General features: G+C 51.3%; 16 protein-coding genes. 4 read left to right on the top strand and 12 right to left on the bottom strand.

From position 1 onward, the window contains the following. Positions 1 to 48 precede the first annotated feature (48 nt). Both PN498_RS24715 and PN498_RS24710 read right to left on the bottom strand, forming a co-directional pair. Positions 49 to 438, bottom strand: coding sequence for a RidA family protein (locus PN498_RS24715; protein WP_272066121.1), 390 nt, complete (start codon positions 436 to 438; stop codon positions 49 to 51). 131 nt (positions 439 to 569) lie between these two features. Beyond that, entirely contained in the window at positions 570 to 1,139 is a 570-nt protein-coding gene (locus tag PN498_RS24710) for a chorismate lyase (RefSeq protein ID WP_334312290.1), read from the bottom strand. 542 nt (positions 1,140 to 1,681) lie between these two features. On the opposite strand from PN498_RS24710, the gene PN498_RS24705 reads away from it, so the two are divergent. Beyond that, positions 1,682 to 2,461 (top strand): hypothetical protein, encoded by a 780-nt coding sequence (locus PN498_RS24705; RefSeq protein WP_272066119.1) that lies wholly within the window; start codon positions 1,682 to 1,684, stop codon positions 2,459 to 2,461. A 337-nt stretch (positions 2,462 to 2,798) separates the two neighbouring features. Then, positions 2,799 to 5,936, top strand: a complete 3,138-nt coding sequence (locus PN498_RS24700; RefSeq protein ID WP_272066118.1) for a toll/interleukin-1 receptor domain-containing protein — start codon at positions 2,799 to 2,801, stop codon at positions 5,934 to 5,936. Between the two features lie 44 nt (positions 5,937 to 5,980). Here PN498_RS24700 and PN498_RS24695 read toward each other — a convergent pair whose 3' ends face one another. After that, a complete protein-coding gene (locus tag PN498_RS24695; protein ID WP_272066117.1) occupies positions 5,981 to 6,853 on the bottom strand; it encodes an NAD(P)-dependent oxidoreductase in 873 nt (290 codons plus the stop codon). Positions 6,854 to 7,115: 262 nt separating this feature from the next. Between PN498_RS24695 and PN498_RS24690 the strand changes: the two genes are divergently transcribed. Continuing rightward, positions 7,116 to 8,597 carry a rhamnogalacturonan lyase family protein gene (locus PN498_RS24690; protein WP_272066116.1) on the top strand — a complete coding sequence of 494 codons (1,482 nt, stop codon included), beginning with the start codon at positions 7,116 to 7,118 and terminating at the stop codon, positions 8,595 to 8,597. 243 nt (positions 8,598 to 8,840) lie between these two features. After that, positions 8,841 to 10,889, top strand: coding sequence for a hypothetical protein (locus PN498_RS24685; protein ID WP_272066115.1), 2,049 nt, complete (start codon positions 8,841 to 8,843; stop codon positions 10,887 to 10,889). A 77-nt stretch (positions 10,890 to 10,966) separates the two neighbouring features. Here the strand turns inward: PN498_RS24685 and PN498_RS24680 are convergent, their stop codons facing one another. From PN498_RS24680 to PN498_RS24640, 9 genes are all read right to left on the bottom strand, one after another. Beyond that, positions 10,967 to 11,599, bottom strand: coding sequence for a HEAT repeat domain-containing protein (locus tag PN498_RS24680; protein WP_272066114.1), 633 nt, complete (start codon positions 11,597 to 11,599; stop codon positions 10,967 to 10,969). 6 nt (positions 11,600 to 11,605) lie between these two features. Further along, entirely contained in the window at positions 11,606 to 12,061 is a 456-nt protein-coding gene (locus PN498_RS24675; RefSeq protein WP_272066113.1) for a GNAT family N-acetyltransferase, read from the bottom strand. A 22-nt stretch (positions 12,062 to 12,083) separates the two neighbouring features. Beyond that, positions 12,084 to 12,902, bottom strand: coding sequence for a HEAT repeat domain-containing protein (locus PN498_RS24670; protein WP_272066112.1), 819 nt, complete (start codon positions 12,900 to 12,902; stop codon positions 12,084 to 12,086). 177 nt (positions 12,903 to 13,079) lie between these two features. After that, on the bottom strand, positions 13,080 to 13,337 hold the full coding sequence (locus tag PN498_RS24665) for a phycobilisome linker polypeptide (RefSeq protein ID WP_272066111.1): 258 nt from the start codon (positions 13,335 to 13,337) through the stop codon (positions 13,080 to 13,082). Positions 13,338 to 13,680: 343 nt separating this feature from the next. Further along, the gene (locus tag PN498_RS24660) at positions 13,681 to 14,550 is read right to left on the bottom strand and encodes a phycobilisome linker polypeptide (RefSeq protein WP_272066110.1); all 870 of its coding nucleotides are present in this window, start codon (positions 14,548 to 14,550) and stop codon (positions 13,681 to 13,683) included. Positions 14,551 to 14,668: 118 nt separating this feature from the next. Then, on the bottom strand, positions 14,669 to 15,493 hold the full coding sequence (locus PN498_RS24655) for a phycobilisome linker polypeptide (protein WP_272066109.1): 825 nt from the start codon (positions 15,491 to 15,493) through the stop codon (positions 14,669 to 14,671). 106 nt (positions 15,494 to 15,599) lie between these two features. After that, positions 15,600 to 16,088: a phycocyanin subunit alpha gene (cpcA, locus tag PN498_RS24650; RefSeq protein WP_272066108.1), complete on the bottom strand. Its 489-nt coding sequence runs from the start codon at positions 16,086 to 16,088 to the stop codon at positions 15,600 to 15,602. Between the two features lie 85 nt (positions 16,089 to 16,173). After that, positions 16,174 to 16,692: a phycocyanin subunit beta gene (locus tag PN498_RS24645; RefSeq protein ID WP_272066107.1), complete on the bottom strand. Its 519-nt coding sequence runs from the start codon at positions 16,690 to 16,692 to the stop codon at positions 16,174 to 16,176. Between the two features lie 505 nt (positions 16,693 to 17,197). Then, entirely contained in the window at positions 17,198 to 18,748 is a 1,551-nt protein-coding gene (locus PN498_RS24640; RefSeq protein WP_272066106.1) for an ArnT family glycosyltransferase, read from the bottom strand. Between the last annotated feature and the right edge of the window lie 67 nt (positions 18,749 to 18,815).

The raw sequence follows: 18,815 nt of genomic DNA, 5'->3' as shown, positions 1-18,815 counted from the left end.
GAGAGTTGATGCGATCGCATTAGCTTAGATTGCATGAATGCGATTGCACTAATCGGACACAATGGCGTCTGCCTCAATTTCCACTAGCATGTCAGGATTGACGAGGCTTTGAATTGCAACCATACAGCTGGCGGGCGGATGCTCCCCAAATAATTCTTTGTGGGCACGGGCAAACGCTTCCCAGTGAGCAAAATCTGTAATGTACAGTCGGGTGCGGACAATGTCTGACAGGTCAGCACCGAGTTCTTGAAGAGCCGTCTGAATAATCTCGAAACATCGTTTGGTTTGGGCATAGGCGTCGCCCGGAGCATAGGTTCCGCCTTTCCCATCCGCAGGGGCTGTTCCTGATACAAAAATTTGAGTGCCCACCCTAAGCGCACGGCAGTAGCCTACCTTGGCTTCCCAAGGGCTACCCGATGAAAACCGTTGCCTTTCCATCTGTCCTCCTCATTGCCTTGATCTCTTGAGCTATATCAGGACCTGTAATACGAAAGCAGGCAATCCCCAGAGCGGTCGTGGTGCGAGGCTGCCCACCTGACGGGTCGCTATTCTGTGCAAGTCCTATTGCTCTAACTCCATCTCCCTGTCTCTGATCGCATCGGTCCAAGATAGCGTGTCAGGTAGGGAGAGAAGACTTCATAAATCAGGGTTAATGGCTTGCCATTGTGCCAAAAGAGATAGTGACGCCCCCAAAAGGGACCGCGTTCGCCAAAAGCGGTTTCCAACGGTTGAGAATGTCCGTAGTAGATGCCTCGGATATCTCGATAGAGTTCTGCGCGAATACGGGTCAAGCTAGCCCAGATCGGGAGCGACTTATTTTGTAAATACTCATCGACATGACTGGCTTCCCACCAAGACGTAGCGTAGGCTAACCGCTGGCCTGAGGCGGTCCGCAGCCAAACCTGTCGTCTTAGGCGAGGCCCTGGGACTGCTTGAATGATGTCTGGGGCACGATCAGAGTCCACGCCGACTGCTGACATATCAATGACATCAACCTCGGTGCGCTCACGAGTGAGCAACTGTAAGTGGCGGGTGGGCGAGCCATCACCCAGCATCAAGATTTGCCAAGCCGGTGAAAGTTGGTCATGAGGTAGACCACGCTTTACATCCGTATCTCCTCCTTGCCAAAGGACATCCAGCGCAAACCAGGCAGGGGGAGGACAGGAAGTGTGTTGAGGATGTCTGGCAGCCGAAGTCAAAGTGTTTTACAAAAATTAAGGTTTCACTGTCATCATAATATGTGCTCTCCAACTTCTGCCCTGTAAGTAATGGCTGACTTTGGGATTGGATGCTTTCCCAAAACCATCGGACGGTTGGTTGGAGCAGTCATCTCTGTCGTGTGTCGAGCTAGTCAAAGGGGCGATCGCAAGCTGCTTCATACCCTTAAGAATTAACGTTAGAAATTAATATGATTTGATGATGAACTTCATCTTCTCTAGCCTTCATCTTTGCCACTATGGTAGGAATTACATGTAATGGACATGAGCGACAACGCAACTTTTTGAAGCAGGCGTTGACGTTCTATAAATTGATAATTTGTATGCTTCCCATGGGAGAGGGGAACTTGGAATCTGGATTGTGCAAGTTTATGGTGTCTCCACTCATAACACTTCCCGTATCAGAAGACTCTACCTCTCAATAAAAGGGTTATTCTTTTGTAAATTCAGCTTTACGGCTATTCATGACATCCCCTGTCCAGATCTATCAGCTACTTGATTCCAAAAATATTGAACATCGAGGAGTCAAAGTTGGCTTTATTAACGAGTTGTATGGTCTGACTCAGTATTTAAAGGATGTGGGCTTGACTGAGCCACGCATGACTTTGGTCATCGTTGGCGGAGCTAGTGGTCTGGATAGCGCCCGACAGGCTCAGCTTGAAAGTTTGTTCCATAAGGTTCTTGCCCCTCTTGCAGAAGAGATGCAGCTTTATGTTGTTGATGGGGGGACAGATGCCGGGGTCATGAGTCTGATGGGGGACGCTAGAACTGCTATCGGGGGGACGTTTCCTCTAATTGGGGTGGCTCCGCGATCGCTGGTTAGCTTGCCTGACCAACCCGTTGACCACCCTTATGCTTCTACCTTGGAACCTAACCATACGCACTGTATTTTGGTTCCTGGAGAAAAATGGGGAGATGAGTCCGTTTGGATTTCACAAGTTGCCACTCATCTATCTGGCTCCTGCGAATCAATGACTGTGTTGATTAATGGTGGCTCCGTTACCGTTCAAGATGCCTATGCCAGCGTCAATGCTGGTCGGGAAATTGTCATTATTGCTGGCACAGGGCGAATTGCTGACGATATTGTAGAAGCCTTGAGATATAAGGTTGTTGAGGGTAAGCAGATAGCCGATCCAAAAATCGCCCGATTGTTAGATCAGTCTGATGAACTGCTGACGGCTATCGACCTAGATAATCGCCCCTGCGACTTTATTCAAGACCTGAAGCTTCTGCTGTCGGAATAATAAGGCTGGATTGTTCTTGTCTATAAGGACTGATTACTACCTTGGGTTTACGAAGGTTAAGGAAGTTGTTCTGTTGAGGAAGAACTGGATTGGGACTTACGCATAGCTCACTTGCATCCCCCGTTCTAGAGACGTTAAATCGGCTTCCCCCTGTTTGGGAATGAATGGACCAAAGCTGGATTTAACCACGTAAATCTTGTTTGTAAAGGTCTGACATGGGTTGTGATGACCTATCTGAGCAACTAATTTCCTTAGATATGATGGAAGCTGGACGGCTCATAAGGGCACAGTTGATACAGTCAGGGTTTAGCCATACTGCTACCCGCCAGGAGAGCTAATGGGAGAAGATGCACTCGATTCTCTATTGAAAGGAAAGTCTGGGAGACGGCGATCGCGCCTACCTGGTCTGAAAATGGCTGATATTCTAACCATGCCACCGCAGCAGCAATCCCTTGTGAATTGGCTGATGCGGAACTATGAAGCGCTTCCTCAAACGATTGCTGATAAGACGAATCAGGATATTGGTCAGATTCAAGAGAATCTTAAAAAACTGATCGATCAAGGATTATTAAAAACGGTTGAAAGAAACGGTAGTACTTATTATCGAGTCAAGCTAGCACCAAAATCAGGTCGGCAAATGCCCACTGACGTTTGGCAGGTTCTTGATGGTAATACCAAGCAAGCCAACGTTTTTATTTCATACTCACGGCGAAATAAAGAATTTGTTCAAGAATTACACATTGCCCTAGAAGCTACTGGCAGAGAAGTTTGGGTGGATTGGGAAAATATTCCTGTGGCTGTGGATTGGTGGCAAGAGATCCAGTTGGGCATTGAACTGGCGGATACTTTTGTCTTTGTGTTGAGTCCTGACTCAGTTGCTTCAAAAGTCTGTGGACAAGAAATTGAAGAGGCCCTTAAGCACAACAAGCGCCTCGTTCCTGTTGTCTGTCAAGACGTTCAGCCTGATCAGGTGCATCCTGAACTGGCCCGCTTAAACTGGATTTTCCTGCGCCCTCAAGATGACTTTCAGAAAGGATTTCAAAGTCTCTTAGAAGCCCTAGACCAGGATCTGGACTATGTCCGCACCCATACTCGTCTTTTGGTTCGTGCCCTAGAGTGGGACCGGAGCGATCGCGACAGCAGCTATCTTCTGCGCGGGGCCGATTTGGATCGCGCTAATCAATACTTAGCTCAAGGTAAGGATCAGGAGCCTCGTCCAACGGCTCTGCACCACCAATACGTCCTGGCCAGTGCTGAGGCCGAAGCAGCCATTCGAGATGCTGAACTAGAGCGCCAGAAAACGACGTTAGCTGGACAACAGCGCTGGCTACAGCTGGTTACAGCAGTTTCTATCATTGCTGTTGTGATGGGCATCGTCAGTTGGGGGCAATCCCGTAGAGCGCAGCAAGCTCAAAGGCTGGCTGAGCAGGCCCAGCTAAGAGCATTGAATCAGTCTGCTCAGGCACTCTTCCTATCCGATCAGCGGTTTGATTCTTTAATTGTGGCAACGCAGGCTGGAGAACTGTTTCAATCATTAGATCCCGACCTGCAAACACCTGAACTGAAGGCTCGGGTGCTGAGTGTTCTCCAGCAGGCACTGTTTTGGGTGCAGGAGCGCAATCGACTAGAAGGCCATACGGGAACCGTATGGCAGGTTGCCTTCAGTCCCGATGAACAGAAGCTGGCCTCGGTGAGTGCTGATGGTAATATTCGGCTCTGGGGGCTGGATGGTAGCGAAATCGCTATTTTGGAATGTAACGGTAACCCCCTGCTAGATCTGGATTTTTCTCCCGACGGTGAACAGATTGTTGCAGTTGATTCTGATGGCTCTCTTCATTCGTGGAGTAGCGACGGCACCTTTCAGAACCAGTGGTCAGCCCACCAGCAGCCCACCCGAGCAGTCGCTTTTTCTCCAGACGGCAATTTCATTGCGACGGCCAGCGAAGATGCCACCGTTAAGGTGTGGAGTCTAGATGGACAACTGGTTGCAACCCTAGACGGAGCAGTTGGTGGATTTCAAGCATTATTGTGGACCGAGCAGGGCCAACTCATTGCTGGCGATGAACGCGGTGATATTTACGTTTGGGAAGGCTCTGGGCAACTGCTGACGACCTTTACAGAGCAGTCCTCAGCGATTACGGCTTTAGACATTGACCCAGAGGGGAAAACTTTGGCGGCAGTCAGCGTTGATCGCCAAGTCAGGTTGTATGATCTCTCAAATCAAACTCTCATTCGCACCTTTGAGGCTCACTACGGACCTATCTACAACGTCAGCTTCACACCAGACGGGCAGCAGCTCATCACGGTAGGAGATGACAAGGTAATTCGCATGTGGCAGCTCGATGGAACCTCCTCAGGCAGTTTAGTCGGACACACGGGGTTGGTTGCAGCTCTAGCGGTTAGTCCTGATGGAGACATGATTGCGACTTCGGGCGGCGATCGCGCCGTCCGGCTGTGGGACCTCCATCGAGACAACTTACATGTTCTGTTGGGCCACCAAGGACCGGTGAACACAGTGGCGATTTCACCCAACAGTCGTTTAATCGCCTCTGGTGGTGTGGACTCTACTATCCGTTTGTGGAACAAAGAGGAAGCCGTATTACAGCCCATTAGTGGCCATACGGATTCAGTTAATGCCATAGCCTTCAGCGCACAAGGGGATCTCCTAGCATCGGCAAGTAGTGATGGAACCACGAGGATTTGGCGGCAGTTCAATACGACCACACCAACCTCGACAGTCTTGGAAGGCCATGAGGGTCGAGTCAATGGTGTTGAATTTCACCCTGATGGCGATTTACTCGCTTCGGTTGGTGAAGACCACACGCTGCGGTTGTGGGAGACAGACGGTACTTTGTTGCATACCTTTTCCGCCCATCGGGACGGAGCCTTTGGTATCGATTTCAGTCCCGATGGGCAATACCTAGTGACCACGGGTTGGGATCACCTAGTTAGAATCTGGCCGGTTGCTGAGATTGAGACGGCTGAGCCTGTGACCCTTATGGGCCACCGAGGTTGGGTGCTAGATGCCCAATTCAGTCCTGATAGTCAGCAGTTGGTAACCGCCAGTTATGACAACACGGTTCACCTTTGGCGGGTCTCAGACGGCGAACATTTAGAAACCTTTGAGGGACACGGTGACGGGGTGCTGTCGGTCACCTTCTCTCCTGATGGCGAATATATTATCTCCACCAGTAACGACAACTCCATCCGAATCTGGAATCTAAAGGGCGATCTGTTAGCAACGCTATCAGGTCACAGACAGGGGGTCCGTGATATTGCGATCGATCCTCAGGGACGATACGTTGCTTCTGCCAGTAGCGATGCTCGGGTCATCATCTGGGAGCGTGAGGGCATGGACGATATTGATTCTCTGTTGGAGAGCAGCTGTGCGTGGTTATCAAATTATCTCCTGCAGAATCATTTCCCTGATGGTGATGAGAAAGCCATTTGCCAGGCAGAGGATCTAGAGGGCTAGGGGTGTGAGAACGTGATATGTTGCGTTCTCACATCGGTTTGGAATCAAAGACCGGACTGTTGGCGAATGCTCCGGGCGATCGCTGAAATGTCCTCGTCGCCATAGCCTTGACCAATCAGTCCGGTTTCGACCTGCTCGACATAAGCGGTTACTGGGAGCGTGACGCCCAATTCACGAGCTGCACTCAAAGCGATATTAAGATCTTTGCGGTGGAGGCGAACTCGGAAACCCAGCGGATAGTCGTTGGCAATCATGTTGCCAGAGCGATTAGTGAGCCCCCAAGACCCAGCAGCACCTCCCCCAACAGCCTGCACAACTTGCTCCATATCTAGGTTTGCCTTGATGCCTAGAGCCATGCCTTCGGCAACAGCCCAATAGGTGCCCGCTACGATGATTTGGTTAATAGCTTTGGTCATTTGACCAGCCCCGATCGCACCCACATGGGTAATAGTCGTCCCCATGGCTTCTAAGACGGGACGCACTTTGTCTACAGTGGCTGCCTCGCCACCCACCATGATGGACAACGTTCCGTTTTGTGCACCTTCAGAACCACCTGATACTGGAGCATCAATCATGTGAATGTCTTTGTCAGCTAAAGCTGTGGCTAGTTGCTGAGTCGAGACTGGGCTGATGGTGGACATGTCGACTACCACCGATCCGGGCTGGGCTCCATGGATGACGCCGTGCTCACCTAAAATGACCGCTTCGACGTCTGGGGTGTCGCTGACGCAGGTGATAGTGATTTCTGCATCCGCTGCTGCCAGCTGTGGTGTTTCTGCTCTCTGTGCTCCAGCTTCGGCTACTGGGATCTCGCGATCACGAGTGCGATTGTGGACTATTACGGTATGTCCTGCCTTAAGTAAGTTCAAAGCCATCGGTACACCCATCGTTCCCATGCCAATAAATGCAACTTTCACAGATTTTGCTCCCGGTGAGTCTCCTTCATCAGGCTATACCGCTGTCAGGTTTTCTCGATAGGAATTTGGGACTGTGCAGAATGCTGGGGAATAAGAGGTAGAGAGTGAGAGTAAGGAGTGGAGAGTGTGAAGAGTAGACAAACATTCTGGATGCAATTTGCAGATTGTGTATGGCGGTTCGGCACACCATCAGGCTCTCCCAGGAGTGAAAGCTAGGATCGCAAGGATAGTTTTCGATGTTCACATCGCTCTCCTGAAGAAGATGGCCTATTTTCAATTCAACCCCTTTCGATGCTCTTTGGGACTCTCCGCGATCGCCTACGCCATCTTTCTGGGAGGCTGCTCTACGGTTTCCTTCTCAAGGGAGTTAGCGACGACGGTTGATGGTGACTCCCTTACCGCAATGCCTCCTCCCAACGTGACGATTAACCGGATTGCCTTAGACTTGCCTGATGCGTTCGCTAAAGAGGGGGGATTGATCGCAACTGACGTGAACGGCGATCGCCAACTGGATATCGTTGTCACCCAGCCAGGGCGCGTTGCCGCCTATAGCTTGACCGATGGCAAGCTCTGGCAGCGAGAAACTGACATTTGGCTAACTGGACAGACTGAAAGTGAAGGTTTGCCGGGGCTGCACGCTCCTGGTATTCAGGCCGCTGATGTGGATGGAGATGGCAACACTGACTTGCTCTATGTAGCTGCCAACAACCGTTTGGAAATCTTAGATGGGACGACGGGAGAGGTCAAAGCTCGGTTGGACCTGCCTGCGGTTCAATCCCTTCACAACCAGTGGGAACATGCCGTTGTTGCTAACTTCACCGATAAGGGCGATGGAGAACTGCTGCTCCAGGCTAGCCGGGAAACGAACTCTGACAGCTATGTAAGGGACAGCATTCAAGCTGCATTTGCCATTTCAGACCTTCTGTCCGTAGAGTCAGCCGCAGAGCCGCTGTGGCGGACGAATGATTTTGTCTCTCTGTCCCACGGTTCGGCCAAAGTTTTTGACTTGGATGGGGATGGCAAGGATGAAGTCGTTGGCGCGATGGTTTTGGGGCCCGATGGCAATGAGTTGTACAATCCAGGGCTAGAAAACACGGATTTCCCCCACATTGATGCGATCGCCGTTGACGATATTGATCCTGAGCGACCAGGTCTAGAGATCGTCATTCCTGAGGAACGGGGAGATTTACGGGTCATTCTTTTTGACGAGCAGGGAACCGTCTGGACCTCTGGCCATCGCCGCAGGGCAGAGGATTATAACGGTGATAAGGTCGCAATTGGGGATTTTGACCCAGCCAGGGCTGGCCTTGAAATGTGGTTTCGGGGAGATGAATCCAAACATTTCACCGCTTTGGATGCTGCAGGAGAGGTCATTGCCAGCTACAAATTTCGTGATCATCGTCCTGATAACTGGACTGAAAAAGGTTTTGAGGTGATTACCCCTATTCGCTGGTCAGGCGGAGACCAAGATTATATTGTTGCCAAGGAGCGGCATGAAGCCGGTGATGTCGGCATTTTTGATCCGCTTACAGGACAGCTCGTTGCTCAATTTCCCAACCGGACTGAACGGCTTTATGTTGCCGATGTGGTGGGAGATTGGCGCGAGGAAATCATAGTTCTCAGTAATGCGGAACTGATCATCTATCAAAATCAACAGTCCAATCCCAATCCGGATCGGCAGAGCCTATGGAATGATCCGCTGTATCGTCGCCAAAAAATGACCTGGAATTATTACAGTCCTTAAACAAGCATGATGCAAAAGACATCAGGTGAGACATGGGGTGTGCACGGGGCAGAGCGATCGCCTGCATTTGCAAATTAGTAGTAATCGCGATAGATCTTAAAGAAATAAATCAATTTCAGGACTGACCGATATACTGTCCGAATAATGTAAGTCTTACGGATGTCTCTAGATGTAGCGTCAGGCTCCTCCAAATTTTGGAAGATCGCGCTAGCGATTTGTTGAAACGCCTCTCCCAGGGATTTTATGAGTAGTTCCCAATACCCACGCCCTAATCGGTCTCAAGGATCCACTCCGCCTCCCTCCCGTCGGAGATTTGGGCAAGGAGCAATACCGCCGCGCCGATCGAATCAACGCCCTCGCCCCAGCAGTGAGCGCCTGCGGGCTTTCAGAGAACCTCCGGCTGATGAGGTCCGAGCGGCCCAGCCTGGCCCTCCTCTGACTCAGAGCATGGCAGGGACAGAGCCGTCTCAGACGACTCAACATCAGACGACTCAACAGAAGAAATTCAATCGTTGGATGGTGTGGGCCGTGCTTACGGTGGCGTCTTTAGGGGGCATTGCTGGGGCCTCTGCAGTAAGTTTGTTGCGAATCCCTAACTTGCCGAACTGCCGCGCCATCTTTTGGCCGTTGGCTTCAGCAGCCACCCGTTTGCAGTGTGCTGATGCCTATGCTGATCAGGGGTCGGTCGATGATTTGCTGGCTGCGATCGCTCTCGTTGAAGCTCTCCCTGCGGATCATCCCCTACGAACTGAAATCAACGATAGGGTAGAAGTTTGGGCAGATGAGATTCTTCATGTTGCTGACCAAACGTTTAATCAAGGGGAGTTGGAAGAGGCGATCGCCATTGCGCAGAAAATTCCTGGCAATACCTCGGCGGCGGAAAAGGTCAGCGATCGGGTCGACGGTTGGGAAAGAATATGGGAGCAAGCCGAATCTATTTTCCGAGAGGCTGAGGAACGCCTGAAAGCCTCCAATTTTCGTGAAGCGTTCACGGCGGCTATTAAGCTACGCTCGGTCGATAATGAATATTGGGCTACCGAACGCTACGAAGCTTTGATGAGTCTCATCAGTCGGACCCGAGAGGAAGTCAACATTTTGGCAAGTGCTGAAAGAGTGGCTCAGCGGGGCACAGTGGACGACATTCTGGAAGCACTGGAGCAGGTGGCGGCCATCAAGCCTGAAAGCTACGTTCACGCTCAAGCTCAGACTGTGTTGAAGTCGATTAGTCGCAAGCTGCTGGATCTGGCAGAAGCCGCCCTCACGCGACGAGACAGCACAGAGGCTACCGATATTGTGGAGAAAATTCCTAAGGGGATTGGACTAGAGGCGGAAGTTGCTGACTTCAAGACGCTGATTGATGCTTACGAATTGACTTGGGCTGGCAGCACCACGGGCTACGAGTCGGCGCTGATTCGATTGCAAAGTATCGGTTCTGATCGCCCGTTATATGCTAGGGCACAGGAGTTAAGACGACAGTGGCAGTGGGAGTTGGAAGGATTTGCTCAGCTGAACTGGGCTAAGCAGGTGGCTCGACCCGGCACTGTGGAGAGTCTGCGAGCAGCAATCACTGAGGCGGAAGAGGTTGCTCCCAACAATCCGCTGTGGGATGAAACCCAGGGCCAAATTGAGCGCTGGCGTGAAGACATTGCTTTCATTGAAGACCGACCTATCATTGACCGTGCCAAAGTCACTGCGTTGGTGGGCGATCGCGCTAGCTTGCAGGCTGCAATCACTGAGGCGCAAAACGTTCCCAGTAATAGTGCTCTGCGGGGTGAGGCTGAAGAACTCGTCGCGGACTGGCGCTGGCAGCTGCAGCAGATGGATAATCAACCGCTGCTCACTCAAGCTCGACAGTTGGCAGAGGATGGTCAATTGGATCAGGCCATCAGCGTTGCGTCCCGAATTCCCCCGGGGCAAGCTCTCCACGATGAGGCTCAAAGTGCAATTGCGGATTGGGAATCGACGCAGCAAGAACAGGAGATGTATCAAACGGCGCTGGTGACGGCTCAGTCTGGGTCAGTGGACGGCCTGGTGAGTGCGATCGCTCTGGCTCAATCGGTGCCGCAGTCTAGCTCTGATTGGACGCTGGCCCAGCAGGCCGCCAATCAATGGAGTTGGAATTTGCTTGACGTGGCGGAGTCTGCTGCGGCTCAAGATGTGGCTGAAGCAATTAGTATCGCTAGCCAAATCCCCCCTAGAACGGAGGCCTATGCTGAGGCTCAACTCCGCATTCGTGAATGGCAAGACGATCAAACGGTGGAGTTTACCAACATGGAGAGTGTTGGACCGTAGATGATCTGAGTTCGGGATGAGACTATATAGTTCGCCGTCTTGCCCTGACGGAACTGACGACGGCCATAGCTCAGTTTTCAAAGCTGTGAAAGGGCGAGTTTGGCCCGAGCCTTCACTACCACTTCGGTATCGTGGCAGGCTGTTGCAGAAAGGCAATCGCGAATATCTGCAATGCTGTCATTTTGATGCAGCAGGGCAGTAGCCAGGCCATAGAGGCCGACAGTGCTGGCATAGCGGACAACCCATTCATCGTCATTAAGCGCGACCTTAAGAGCAGCGATCGCTTGGTTTTGGGCGATCGCTCGCTCGTTTTCAGGTAGTTTCTGCCAGTCAATAAATCCCAGACCTTTTGCAGCTGCTCGTCTCACGCTGAGCGCAAAGTCGCCCCTAGCCGTTTCGACCAGAACGTCTAGGGCCTGGGGGTTTCCAATCATGGCCAGGGCGCGAATGGCCCAGGCTCGTGCTCCGTAGTTGTAGCCATCTAGCTGTTCTAGTAGGGCTGGAACTGACGTATCGCCTAAAGCCACCAAGCCATCGACGGCGGCTACGGCAGCTCCGGGATTGTTGAAGCCTAAAACCGTGATCAGCGTTTCGACCGCTTCTGGAGATCGAACCGCAGACAGCGATCGCACTGCACCAATGAGCCCCGCAGCGGAATCGGCGGTGTTGACCGCGTGTAGCAATTCTGGAATCGAAAGTGTGTTGTTCACCTGTGCCTACTCTGTTCTGCCGGGATACTCAATTTGGCGAAAAGGCCATTCTGTCTGGAACCAGTGACGCAGCGCCTCTCCTAAAACCGCCTCCATCCCAGATGATAATTCGCTGGTACGAACCCAATACAACACTGAAGCGTCGTACTTGGCTGTGGACGACGGGTCTACATATACGCAGCCCACCTGCTGTGTGCCTTGAGGATTAAGGACAGCGTAGGTAAATGCTTGCCGTCTCTGGGCCTCTTTCTGGTGCCAAGCTAAATCAATTAAATCTTGCTCAAAGGAGAGGTCAGGTTTCGGCCAGCTCCAAAGTGTGCCAAATCGCTCCCACAGTTCAGGCTGGCTCGTCATCACAGCATCATAGTCTCGAACAACATCGTGAATGGTCAGAGGATGCAGACGAAACGTTTCAGTGACTAATGTGGTGGGAACTGAAAAAGAATCAGGGACAAATGACATAGCAACCCAAGCAACAGCACTCCTACAGCAAATTATCCATCAGGTTCATGACTTCAATCGTTGGGTTTGTGAGTTCCGGTGGCGATCCTTCAGGGGCGGTGAGGTGAGTGTCAATCAATCCCTTCATGGCAATGAGCTTGAGACTGTTTTCTGTGAGAGCGGCAGCGATCGCCTCAGCGGCAGGCAAATATCCAACGGCCCCCAAATCCATCAGGGCCGAGCGCCGCAGTTGGAGACTCTCGCCTCGCAGGGTGGTAATCAAGCGTTCAGCATAATGCTCATCACCGGTGAGTTGATACAAGGCGCGGGCAGCCGCATTCTGCACGGTGGCGAACTCGTGATCTAAGAAAGGTTGAATGGCAGCAATGGCATCCGTGACGCCCAACATGCCGAGGGCTTCGATGACTGCGCCATAGGGTTGCACGAGGTGAGGTTTGTCGGGCACTTGGGTCGCAGCTGATAAGCCCCCTTCGAGCAAGGTCAGTAGAGCCGACGCACAGCTAGTATCCTCCAGTTCTGCCAGGGCTTGAGCCGCTGCCTCGCGCACATAATAGTCTTCACAGGCCAAGCACTCTATGAGTGCGGGCACGACGGAGCGATCGCCTAATTTTCCCAAGGCACGGGCGGCATTGCGGCGTAGCGGGTAGCCACCATCGGGAGATCGATCGTCGGTATCTTGCAGTGCCGCTTCAAGCGCCGCAATGACGACGGGTTGATTGACACGAAACCGTCCTAGCCACCAAGCGGCGTAGTATCGCAGGCTGGAATCTTCTGTTTGTTGCAGATTCGCGATCGCCTCCTCAGTCGTCAACGAGTCGCTCGTAATTTCAATATCAGTCATCAAGAATTCGCTTAAGCAAAATAAAGAGACGCATTTATGGAATTCTAAGCTCTAGCCTGCAACGACCTGGTCAATGGACGTCACTTACCAAACTCAAATTCCCATAACAGCGTCTCTCGTCGAAAGATAGAAAAACCCATTGTGGGGCAGAATTAAAAGCTCTGGCTTACACAGCCCTTAGCCTTCTTCTGCCACAGAACCATCACTGTTTAGCGGTTTGATGCTAACGATCTGTCCGCCCAGGCGGGTGATCCGCTGCATCTCTTCGTTCATACGGCTGTAAGGCACCTTGATAAAAGTGCTGCCGCTATTCCGAATGGGAAAGTTATTTTTGTCAGATTCCCAAGTCTGACGCATGCCGCTCACTTCGTACAAAAACATACGCCCCTTAGATGGGGAAGCGGTTGATGTGCCAAAAGCATTCTGGCCAATCATGTACAGATATCTCCTACACGATGTAAAACAGCATTTCTACTCTAGCGAGAGAATGGGTAGAGCTTTGTTTTCTCAGTATCAAAATGCTGGCTCATGCTTTGAATTCAGCATCTTGGTACAGATTGAGATGAGATATGGAGTGGATTGATCCAGCCCCAAGCAGTTTATGTCGGCTAATGTTGAGCAAAACAAACTCCAACGCGGGCCAGGATTATGGTAAATTCCCTTAACAAAGGAAATCTACGCCGCGAGCACAGCCAATCCAGTCGCTACGCTAGATTTCGTTACGTTGTAACCCAACCGACACCTGTGGCAGGGCAATCCACTACTTGCTAAAGCTAACTTAGTTACCAGCAGGCGTTACGCTTGAAACCCGTCCGCCCATGCGGTTGATCTGCTGAAGCTTATTAGAAAGTTGCTCGTAAGGAACGAGAAAAGCGGTATTAGCACGACGAATCCGAGGATATCCAGGGCCCGCCATACCGACAACTTCAACTCGATAAACCTTACCAGGCTGCCCACCAAAAGGCGTGGTTCCTCCCAAAGCTTTGTTGGGAACTGTGTTGCCTTTGCGAGTGGTAGCGCTTCCTACAGCGCTGGGCGGCTTGATGGAAGAGGCCTGGTTACGGCCCAATTCTTCAGCTAGTTTAGACAAGCCGTTACCCATTTGGGCGCGATCACTTGTCGCATATCCCCGATACAGTTGAAATATGCGAGTGAAGCCTACGCTCCGCTGCCCCGCCTGATAGACAAAGCTGCGATAGTAAGGCACAACATTCTCACCAAAGTTCGCCTGATATTCTTCACTATCAATAAACGAGTCAACGTCGGCGTCGTATCCTGCGTTTTCATATCGATCAAGGTGCTCGATGACCTCAGACTCGTCGTAAGGAGCGCGCCCTAGCAAATGCTTGCAGTGCAGCTCAGTTACCCGAGTTTGAAAATTGCCATGAAAGAACTTGTTTTTATACAGATCAGACTTAGCAACTGCTCGAACAAATTCACGAACGTTAATTTGACCGTTTCGTAGCAAAGACTCAGCGCTACCAAGGCGCTCAGACTGCATGAGATAGTCGTTACCCAGCAGTTGACGATAAACGGCTTGGATAACCTGCTCGACATCGTCAGCAGAATAATCGGCTCTCAGTTCGACTCGACCCGTTTCCTCGAAGGGCGCCGTTCCCAAACGGGATGCGGCAGTTGTGATAGGCACTCTCTTATCCTCCTTTTTTCAAAACGTCAAAGATCAAGAAAACGGCCCAAATGAAATTGACCATTCCTTTACAGAAACAGTCACTCCCACCGAGGCCGTTTTCCAGCTGTCTGCAGGTTTAAGCCTCAGTAACGCTCGTTACGCGACCACCCGCACGATTGATTTGCTGAAGCTTACGAGACAGCTGCTCGTAAGGCACCAGATACTCGGTGTTGCTGCGACGTACTTGAGGAAGTCGCCCAGGTGCAGCTGCCTGAGCTACGCGGATGCGATAGAGCTTCTCACGAGTACCGCCGTTATTACCTACGATTGCGGCACCTGTGCTAGCCTCAGATATAGGGGATGCAACGTTCTTGGCAATCTCTTGTACGAGACGAGCACGATCACCTGTTTTCTGGGAGCGATCGCTCGTCGCGTATCCCCGATACAGCTTGAAGAAGCGGGGGAACCCGACTGTCTTCTGGCTACGCTGAGTCAGATATCCACGATTTTTGGGGACTGTATTTTCCCCAAAGGTCTCAGAATATTCCTCAGAATCAATGTAGGAATTGATTTCTGCCTCGTATCCTTGAGTCTGATAGAGGTAAGTATGAGCAGCTACTTCATCTTGGCTATAGGGCGCACGGCCCAACAGATGTTTGAAGTTCAGCTCAATAAATCGGTTTTGTGGACCTGACTGGAAGAATTTTTCGCGATACAGATCCGACAAGGCTAGTGCCCGAACAAAGTCACGGACTGAGATGTCGCCTTGACGCAGGAGGGATTCCGCACTGGTCTGACGCTCACTCGCCATGATGTACTGGTTGCCAAAAACCTGACGATAGGCGGCACGAATAACCGCATCAATATCGTTTGTCTTCGACCAGTTTTGACGTAGCTCCACCTTTTCCGACTCGTCAAACGGGGACACCCCAAGACGTCCCGCTGCAGTTGTCACTGCCATTTGCCTTCTCCTTGGCAATATTTCAGATACAACAATGCCCGGACAGGCAAACAACTGTTAACCAGGTGCTAACAACTGTCTGCCCCTCCGGGCAAATTAGGACAATCTAGCTAAGAGCGTTGATTGCGTAGTCGAGGTAGGAGTTAGCGATAACAGCAGGGTCACCACTCAAACCGTGGCTTGCCTTGATGTTACGCAGAGCTTCTACGTACCAGCTGGGAGACAATTCGAAAGTGCTGTTGATTTCATCTAGGCCAGCGATGAGGTACTCATCCATAGGGCCAGTACCACCAGCAACACAGCAGTAAGTCACCATGCGTAGGTAGTAGCCGATGTCACGAGCACACTTTTGCTTACCACGCTCATCTGCAGCGTAGTTAGGTCCCTGCATCTGAGTGGTGTAAGGGAACTTGTTGTAGACTGCCTGAGCAGCGCCTTGGACCAAAGAATCAGACTTCTGAGTCAGAGCCTTAGCAGCTTCCAAACCAGAAGCAGCTTTGTCCAAGCGGCCAAAAGCAGCCTGCATTTCAGTGTTGCTCAGGAAACGGCCTTGAGAATCAGCAGCAGCAACTGCTTCAGTCAGAGGAGTTTTCATTGGAACTATCTCCTAAAAGATGTACAAGTTTGGTCTTGGTTTAAGTCAGAGAATTCGTGCAATAAGCACTGAAAACAGCCTAAGACTAGGCAACAGCGGAAGCAGCGAGGTCGAAGTAGCTGCCGATTTCGGAAACGATGCTGGAACAATCACCTTGAGTGATGTTGTTAGGATCGTTAACGATGGAGATAGCAGACTCCTTCATCTTCTCAATGCCAGCTGCAGTGGAAGCACCAGGAACACCCAGAGCAACGTAGGTCTCACGAAGACCGTTCAAGCAGCGATCGTTCAGCACGGAGGAATCGCCAGTGAATACCGCGTAGGTGATGTAGCGCAGGATGATCTCCATGTCGCGCAAGCAAGCAGCCATACGACGGTTAGTGTAAGCGTTACCACCAGGAGCGATGAGCTGGGGCTGTTCAGCAAACAATGCACGAGCAGCATCAGAAACGATCTTGGAAGCGCTGCTAGTGATGCGGTTTACGGAGTCCAAACGCTTGTTGCCATCAGAAACCATCTTCTGAAGAGCATCGATTTGGTCCATAGATAGGAAGTCGCCACGAGCATCAGCTTGGGAAACAACCTTGGAGTATGCGTCAAACATTCGCCTCAATCTCCTAAATAGTTTGAGTTCGTTTTTTTCTTGACTGGAATCGCAGTTAATCAGCTCACGCTGCCTACGACGTATATGAGAGGATCTTAAAGAGAGGAAACAGTCGTCTCTTATTTTCTTAAACTTTCTTCAAGCTTCCTTACAAAGCCAGGCTTGTGCAGAAGTAAAGAAGTTCAACCTGAATAAGAGAGACAGACCTTCGGATTTGCCACGATCGCAATAACGAAACCGTTACCTTGACTCGCTTTGCAGCTCCAAAATTTAAACCCTCCAGAATTTATATACACTGCCCTCAGGCAGATGCAATTTACGAGTTGTTAAGCTTGATACCGTTTCAAATGCGGTTGAAAGTGTCCGACATAAGAGCCTTTCGGCATTCTGGCCTTCCGCCAGCGAAACAAACGCTTCATTTTTGTTGCATAGCTTTACACTCCGCCATGAATGAGACACGATAGACGCCCAGAGATGTCAAGAAATGAAGACTTCATGAGTTGATTCAAGAACACGTCTCACCGTCCGAGGTAAATGACAGGGGGTAGTCAGGGGACAGGGGATGAGGCACGGTTGCCGTTGACTTAAAGTCATACCCCTTGACCAGATCATAGGTTTTGATGAACACTCCCCATCTTTGGACGGCCACGGATATGGGCGGGTCTGTGCGCTCAAACAGAGCCAGGTGGGCCGGGCAAATAGGATGCCAGCGATCGCCCAATAAAATCCCGCTTTGATTATTCAGCGCCGCTGAGTCATACCAAAAATCGAACTGGTCAATTCGACCTGACAGAGCGATCACAGAGGGATCGTTGAGAACGTACGCCAGAGCAGACGCTGACCGATAATCGGTTGTTAGCAGTAATGGCTGTTCTGAAAATGCTGCTATCTCGCGCTCGATAGCGCTGGCAACGGTGTTCCAGCCGTAGAGCATCCGCGTATCGTCATCTCCTGTTTCCGAGACTAGGGCCGACAGCGGCAAGACTGTGTAGTGTGTCACGAGGACGACAGCCGCTAAGGTTCCTAATGCCAGTGTCGACTTGAGAACTCTGGGATGGCGCAGTTTGGCTAGATGATGCAAATTGAGAAAAACCACAGCCATTAATGGAAAAGACAACGGGTAGGCCAAAATATTCCAGTAATAGAGCACTGGCGCTCTTAGCGACAGTAGAGCAAGCAAAACCGTTGAGGTGCCCAAAACAATGAGCGCAACCCGCTGATAAGCAATGCCGAAGGGTTTGGTGAACCCTCGACGAGTGGAGGCTAAGAGCGCCCAAACATGAATGGGACCCAAAATGAGAGCGCTGAGCAGCAGAAACCCGATTGGACCTAGCCAGTTAATAACGCTAGCTTCTGACTGCACACTACGCCCTAAGTAAAACTGGAAGGAGTAAAATTCGTTTTGGATATTCCACCAGAACACTGGCGTGAGCACCAGTAGCGCCAGCACGATCGCGCCGTATAGGTGAACAGTGCTGAACAGCAATCGCCAGCGCGGATGGGACGCGATCGCGACCAAGAACCCCAGCCCCAGAAATAGAGCAACGTACTTACACAACCCCGCTAAGCCAATGAGAACTCCAGCTGCATAGAGCCAGGGATAGGACGTAGAGCGATCGCTGCTCAGAAAGCGAATCAGACAATAGCTTGACGCTGTGCCAAACCAGATTAGCCAGTGGTCATGCCAGGCCATCGCTGAGAATAGAAAAAACAGCGGCGAAGTCAGAAACAGCAGGACGGTTAGCCAAAAGGCGTTTCTGGCCTGGCGTTCACAAAGTCGATGGCAAATGACCCAATAAAGCCCAAACAAAAGTCCGGTGCTGATGAGGGTGGGGAGGCGCAGAACAAAGCGCGATCGGCCCAACGCTGCTGCAAAGAGTCCCTGTACCCAGGCATGGAACGGGGGATGATCAAAATAGGACCAGTCGAGATGTTGCCCCCACAGCCAGTAATAGGCCTCATCCGGGTTCGGAAAGGCTCCTAGCCAAAAGATCAGCCTGAGTCCGATGAGCAGCAGCAGCACAGACCAGTATTGTCGTAGAACAGAAGAATTCATGGCACGACGGGGAGATACGAGGGTAATCTAAGGCCCTGATGTTGGAAGTTTCTCTATGATGCCTACC

This window comes from Oscillatoria sp. CS-180 (assembly GCF_028330965.1).
Lineage (GTDB): Bacteria > Cyanobacteriota > Cyanobacteriia > Phormidesmidales > Phormidesmidaceae > Halomicronema.
This window is presented reverse-complemented; position numbering and strand designations above follow the sequence as displayed.

Bases quoted from the DNA above. Each gene is read 5' to 3' on its own strand.
- PN498_RS24715 (WP_272066121.1), bottom strand. From the start codon at position 438: ATGGAAAGGCAACGGTTTTCATCGGGTAGCCCTTGGGAAGCCAAGGTA.
- PN498_RS24705 (WP_272066119.1), top strand. From the start codon at position 1,682: ATGACATCCCCTGTCCAGATCTATCAGCTACTTGATTCCAAAAATATT.
- PN498_RS24700 (WP_272066118.1), top strand. From the start codon at position 2,799: ATGGGAGAAGATGCACTCGATTCTCTATTGAAAGGAAAGTCTGGGAGA.
- PN498_RS24690 (WP_272066116.1), top strand. From the start codon at position 7,116: ATGGCCTATTTTCAATTCAACCCCTTTCGATGCTCTTTGGGACTCTCC.
- PN498_RS24685 (WP_272066115.1), top strand. From the start codon at position 8,841: ATGAGTAGTTCCCAATACCCACGCCCTAATCGGTCTCAAGGATCCACT.
- PN498_RS24675 (WP_272066113.1), bottom strand. From the start codon at position 12,061: ATGTCATTTGTCCCTGATTCTTTTTCAGTTCCCACCACATTAGTCACT.
- PN498_RS24670 (WP_272066112.1), bottom strand. From the start codon at position 12,902: ATGACTGATATTGAAATTACGAGCGACTCGTTGACGACTGAGGAGGCG.
- PN498_RS24665 (WP_272066111.1), bottom strand. From the start codon at position 13,337: ATGATTGGCCAGAATGCTTTTGGCACATCAACCGCTTCCCCATCTAAG.
- PN498_RS24655 (WP_272066109.1), bottom strand. From the start codon at position 15,493: ATGGCAGTGACAACTGCAGCGGGACGTCTTGGGGTGTCCCCGTTTGAC.
- cpcA (WP_272066108.1), bottom strand. From the start codon at position 16,088: ATGAAAACTCCTCTGACTGAAGCAGTTGCTGCTGCTGATTCTCAAGGC.
- PN498_RS24645 (WP_272066107.1), bottom strand. From the start codon at position 16,692: ATGTTTGACGCATACTCCAAGGTTGTTTCCCAAGCTGATGCTCGTGGC.
- PN498_RS24640 (WP_272066106.1), bottom strand. From the start codon at position 18,748: ATGAATTCTTCTGTTCTACGACAATACTGGTCTGTGCTGCTGCTGCTC.